5 protein-coding genes are annotated in these 5,341 nt (G+C 71.8%); 3 read left to right on the plus strand and 2 right to left on the minus strand.

Annotation, left to right across the window (positions count from 1 at the left end):
- From LZ495_RS35955 to LZ495_RS35965, 3 genes are all read left to right on the plus strand, one after another.
- On the plus strand, positions 1–595 hold a 595-nt coding region (locus LZ495_RS35955; RefSeq protein WP_235057355.1), incomplete at its 5' end, for a serine hydrolase.
- Positions 596–751: 156 nt separating this feature from the next.
- A complete protein-coding gene (locus tag LZ495_RS35960; protein WP_235056452.1) occupies positions 752–1,753 on the plus strand; it encodes an alpha/beta hydrolase family protein in 1,002 nt (333 codons plus the stop codon).
- 255 nt (positions 1,754–2,008) lie between these two features.
- The gene (locus LZ495_RS35965) at positions 2,009–3,184 is read left to right on the plus strand and encodes an amidohydrolase family protein (protein ID WP_235056453.1); all 1,176 of its coding nucleotides are present in this window, start codon (positions 2,009–2,011) and stop codon (positions 3,182–3,184) included.
- A 163-nt stretch (positions 3,185–3,347) separates the two neighbouring features.
- On the opposite strand, the gene LZ495_RS35970 is transcribed toward LZ495_RS35965, so the two are convergent.
- Together LZ495_RS35970 and LZ495_RS35975 are read right to left on the minus strand one after the other, a co-directional pair.
- Positions 3,348–3,875 carry a TrmH family RNA methyltransferase gene (locus tag LZ495_RS35970; RefSeq protein ID WP_308268694.1) on the minus strand — a complete coding sequence of 176 codons (528 nt, stop codon included), beginning with the start codon at positions 3,873–3,875 and terminating at the stop codon, positions 3,348–3,350.
- A 157-nt stretch (positions 3,876–4,032) separates the two neighbouring features.
- Positions 4,033–4,674, minus strand: a complete 642-nt coding sequence (locus LZ495_RS35975) for a CGNR zinc finger domain-containing protein (RefSeq protein WP_235057357.1) — start codon at positions 4,672–4,674, stop codon at positions 4,033–4,035.
- Between the last annotated feature and the right edge of the window lie 667 nt (positions 4,675–5,341).

Consider the following 5,341-nt stretch of genomic DNA (forward strand, 5'->3'; position numbering starts at 1 on the left):
GGCCACCCTCGTCCCGGCGGCCGCCGAGGCGGCCGGGGTGCCTGCGGGAGGCGGAGCGGAGCCCGGGGCCGATCCGACTCCCCCGACTCCCCCGTCTCCCCCGGCGGCCGCCTGGGACCCCGACTCGGAGCTCGTCCGCGCCATGCTGGCGATCCCCGAACTCGCGGCGCCCGGCGCCGCGCACGACCCGGGCGTACTCGCCCTGGAGATCCCGTCCGGCTGCGGAGTCACCAACGCCCGGGCGCTGGCCCGGGTCTACGCGGCGCTGGCGGCCGGCGGCACGCTGGACGGCATCCGCCTGATGTCCCCCGACACCGTCAAGGCCGCCGGCACCACGGCGGCAGAGGGGCAGGACCGCATCCTGGGCGAACCCACCGCGTTCGCCCAGGGGTTCATGAAACCTGCCACCTCGTTCTTCCGGGTCTCGGGCAATCCCGAGGCCTTCGGCCACCCGGGCAGCGGGGGCACGCTCGCCTTCGCCGACCCGGCCGCCGAGATCGCGTTCGCGTACACGACGAACAGCCAATCCGCCGCGCACACCGACTGGCGGGCACTGTCGCTGGTCGACGCGGTGTACCGCGCGCTCGACGCCTGACGCGTCCCGACGCGCCCCCTTTTCCGCGGGCCCCCGGCCACCCCGGGGCCGCCCGTGCCCCCGTGCCGACTCCGGCGCGCAAAACGGAACCAGAAGAGCCGATTCCGGTCCCGCCAGGTACGTCCTACCCCGATCCCCCTAGGAGGGCGACGCACCATGTCCCGTTCCCCGTCCCACCGCAGACCGCGCGGCAGAGCAGGGCTCCTGCTCGGCGCGATCCTGGCAGTGCTCGCGCTGCTGTTCGGCACCGTCCCGGCCTCCGCGGTCACCCCGGTGCCGCCCACGCAGCCGGGCACCTACAAGGTCGGCACCTACGAGTTCCTGTACTGGACCGGCGGCCCCGGCTTCCAGAACGCGCGGGTCTCGTACCCGGCCACCTCCGACGGCTGGCTCAAGCCGGCCGACAAGACCGAGGGCAAGTACCCGGTCGTCGCGCTCGCTCCCGCCTCCTGGGTCGGGTTCGACTACTTCGACTGGATCATCGGGTACCTGACCTCGCACGGCTACATCGTGCTCAGCTACTACCCGCCGAACATCCTGTCGACGGACCCGTACATGCACACCAAGAACATCAAGGCCGCGATCACCAAGATGATCAGCGAGAACAGTGCCTGGGGCAGCCCCGTGAAGGGCATCGTGGACACCGACAAGATCGCGGCGGCGGGCGCTTCGCTCGGCGGCGCGGGCGCGCTCGCGGCTGCTGCGCAGGACAGCCGGATCGACGCGGTGGTGGCCCTGACTCCCGGATACGACCCGGCGGACACCGCGACGTACGACAAGGTCGAGGCGGACGTCCGGAACATCCGCGTGCCGACGCTGATCGAGAGCGGCCAGAACGACTGCATCTCGCCCGGAGCCGGCAAGCGGTACTACAACGACGTGCCCGGCGCCTACAAGCAGTACGTCGAGATCGCCGGCGCCAACCACGTGCAGTTCCTGGACGACCAGGGGTCGAGCATCCCGATCCCCGGGGTGCCGCAGGACTGCACGCCGGGTGTCTCGTACGCCTCGCAGCACCAGACCGGCAACGTCTACGCGACCGCGTTCCTGGAGTACTTCCTCAAGGGGCGCACGCAGTTCGGCACCTACCTGTTCGGCGCGCACGCGCAGGCCGACCGGGCCGCCGGGGTGCTGTCCGACCTGCTGGTCGTGCAGTAAGCCGGAGCTCGGGCACGTGGACAGCTGATACGTGTGAGCAGATGAGCAGGTGAGTACAAGCGCATGAGCGACCAGGCGGGCCCGGGGTGTGCGGCGGCACCTCCCCGGGCCCGTCCGGCGCGGCGCAGCTCTCGGCGCCGGCACTGATACCGATACCAAAAAGACAGACTTCCTTACCTTGTGCCTTGCCGCGGACCGCCGCACAATGGCGGGGATTACTTAACCGAGGCAAGCGATCTACGAGGTGGGGCACGCATGGCATTCGTGTTCGATGCCGACAATCACTATTACGAGGCGCTCGATGCGTTCACGCGCCACCTCGACCCGCGGCTCGGCGGCAGCGTCATCCAGTGGTGCGAGATCAACGGCCGCAAGTACCACGTGATCGGCGGCAAGGTGAACCACGCCGTGGTGAACCCGACGTTCGACCCGATCGCCAAGGCCGGGGCGATGGCGGAGTACTTCCGCGGCAACCCCGAGGGCCGCAACCCGCTGGAGTTCCTGCGCGAGCGCGAGCCGATCCGCCCCGAGTACCGCGACCCGGCCGCCCGCATCCCGGTGATGGACGCGCAAGGGCTGGACAAGATCTGGCTGTTCCCGACCCTCGGGATGATCTACGAGGACGCGCTGAAGCACGACCCGAAGGCGGTCGGCCAGCTGTTCCGGTCGTTCAACCGGTGGCTGGAGGAGGACTGGGGCTGGAACCACCAGGACCGGATCTTCGCGGCCCCCTACATCGCGCTCGCCGACCTCGACACGGCGATGGCCGACCTGGACCGCGCGCTCGAGAACGGCGCGCGCGTGGTGTGCATGCGCCCTGCGGCGCCGACCACCGTGGACGGGCCCTTCACGCCCGGCGACCCGGTGTTCGACCCGTTCTGGGCGCGCGTCAACGAGGCCGGCATCCCGGTGGTCGTACATGCTGGCGACAGCGGCTACTCGTCCAACGGCTACAGCCGCAAGCAGGGGCTGTCGACGGACTTCAAGGGGCACGGCAAGCCGTCGGTCACCATGCTGTGGACGATGGAGCGCCCGATCTACGACTTCCTCGCGTCGCTGATCCTGGACCGGGTGTTCCACCGCTTCCCGAACGTGCGCGTGGTGTCGGTCGAGAACGGCTCGGAGTTCCTCGGCGACCTGTTCCGCAAGCTGCGGTCGGTCAACCGCAAGGTCCCCGGCCTGTTCCCCGAGGACCCGGTGGAGACCTTCAAGCGGCACATCTGGATCAACCCGTTCTGGGAGGACGACGTCCACGAGACGGTCGAACTCATGGGCGCCGACCGGGTCGTCTTCGGCTCGGACTGGCCGCACATCGAGGCGCTGCCGAACCCGCTGGACTACGAGGTCGAGGTCAAGGACTTCGATGCGGACACCCGCGCGAAGATCATGGGCCTGAACGCCGAGGAGCTGAACACCCCGCGCCCGGCCTGACCAGGGCACCCGGGACTGCTCGGGAGCGCTCGGACGAAGCGCAAATGCCCGGTGGGGGCCGGCCCGCCGCCCGGGCCCCCCCCCGCGTGCGCCCCCCCCCCGGGGGGGGGGGGCCGCGCGCCGCCCCCCCCCCCCCCCCACCGCCGTTTCCGCCGCACCGGGCTCACACCAGTCCGGCGAGCTTGTAGAGCACCAGGGAGCCGGCCACCGCGACGTTGAGCGTCGTCCCGGTGCCGATCATGGGAATCTCCACGACCTCGTCGAGCAGGTCGAGGGCCTCGGGCGGGATGCCGTCGCGCTCGTGGCCGAGCACCGCGACGGTGGCTCCGCGGGCGGGGCGCAGGTCGGCGAGGCGTACCGCATTCTCGGCGAGTTCGACGCCCACGATGCGCACGCCGCGTTCGCGCTGCCGGGCGAGCCAGCCGAGCTGGTCGCCGCTCCAGTGCACGCACGTAGGGCGCCGCAGGGTGTTGCCGCGGGCCAGTGCTTCGGGGACCCACGGGAGTTTGGGCACGGTCAGGCAGGCCCCGACTGCGTCGCAGGTACGCAGCATGGTCCCGAGATTGGCGTTGTGCATCGGCCAGAGCGCGGCCGCGTAGAGGTGGTCCCAGCAGGCATGCGCCCGGGGTCTGCGGGACCGCTTGAGGTCGCTGCGGGTGCTGGTGCGGATCGCGGGGCCGCTGCCCCGCATGCCGGTCATCGGCGGGAGGAGGAAGCCCTCCCCGCGGCGGTGTCGTGGACGGACAACCTGTCGCTTCTTCTCATGTGCGGGGCACTTCGCGGTGTGCCCGGACCTTCGACGACTGCTTGCGTGAGCGTCCAGGCTAGTGGACGGAGCGTCCGGCCGGTCAGCCCTTGTGCCGCTCGTGGTGGCGGGCGACCCGGGCGCGGTTCCCGCAGCCTGCCGAACACCAGCCGCGGCGGGGGTGGTTCTGCACGTAGAAGAGCACGCAGCCGGGGCCGCCGCAGGCCCGGAGCAGGTCGCGTTCGGCGCTGCCGAACAGCATGATCGCGTCCGCGGCCAGCGTGGACAGCGCGGCGAGCGGATGGGCATCGGCGCACTTGATGGCCGTCAGGGTGCCGTCCGGCTCCAGGCGCAGCCGCGGGATGCGCGGCGCGGCGCCGGCCGCCTGGTTGATCGTCGCGATGGCGGCGGGGTCGGGTTCGGTGCCGTCCGCGGCGTTGCGCGAGACGGTGCGGATGGCGTCGCGCAGGGCCACGAACCGCGGCAGGTCGCCGGGGCGCAGCCCGCCCAGGGCCGCGGACGCGACGCCTTCGGGGAACTCGGCCTCGTGCTCGGCGATCCAGGCAGTCAGGGTCTCGGGGGTGTCGAGGGCGTCGTGCACGCCGCCGCGGGTGCCGCGCACCGCGTAGCGGGTGTTGCCGAACTCGACGGGCAGCGGCTCGCCGAGCGCCGGTGCGCCGCTGCCGCCCGGTGCCGGGACGATGGCCATGTCCGCTCCCTTGTGCTCGCCGACGCCTGCAGTCATGCCGGGAAGCATACCACGCATCTAACGCATTTACTTCACATGAGGCGTTAGATAGGTCGAGCGGCGGCCGCTCTCCGCCGCGCCCGAGGTGCGCCCGAAGTGCGCAGGCCCCGCGCGCGGCTGCCGGACGCCCTGCTCCGATATGCGGGCCTCATCCGCCAGAACGAGACTTTCCGGAAGTGAATAGTCCATGCGCGGGATGCCCCCGGGGCCTCGCGTCTGTCACCCTGGGGGTGTGCTGCGCGGCGCGTTCCGCCGCGACTGCCGGGGGGAGTCCGCTGTGATGGTCGATGTCGTACGGCCGGGTGCCGTCGCTGCCGCATGCACTTGCTCGCGCCGGGAGGCGTGGCGGGAACCATCCGCCAGGCGCGATACGTTGTGGGGGATAGCCGAGACCTCCGTCACTGCCACCGTGGTCCATCGCCGCAACGCGACTTGACCACGCCTCGCGCCCCGGGCGCATCGCACGCCTAACTCCCCCCTTGGCGTGCGGATGGCCTGGCCGTTACGCCCCCTGCGGGCAGTATCGGGTCCCGGGCGGCGGCCACCCCCCCTGCCGCCGCCCGGGATGTGCACCATGTGACTTCTCCGCGCGATACGCGCGAATCGTGGGGGCCGCCCCCCGCGGGGGGGGCGGGCGGGGCCGCGTGGGGGGGGGGGGGGGGGG

The sequence above is a fragment of the Yinghuangia soli genome, from assembly GCF_021502675.1.
Lineage (GTDB): Bacteria > Actinomycetota > Actinomycetes > Streptomycetales > Streptomycetaceae > Yinghuangia > Yinghuangia soli.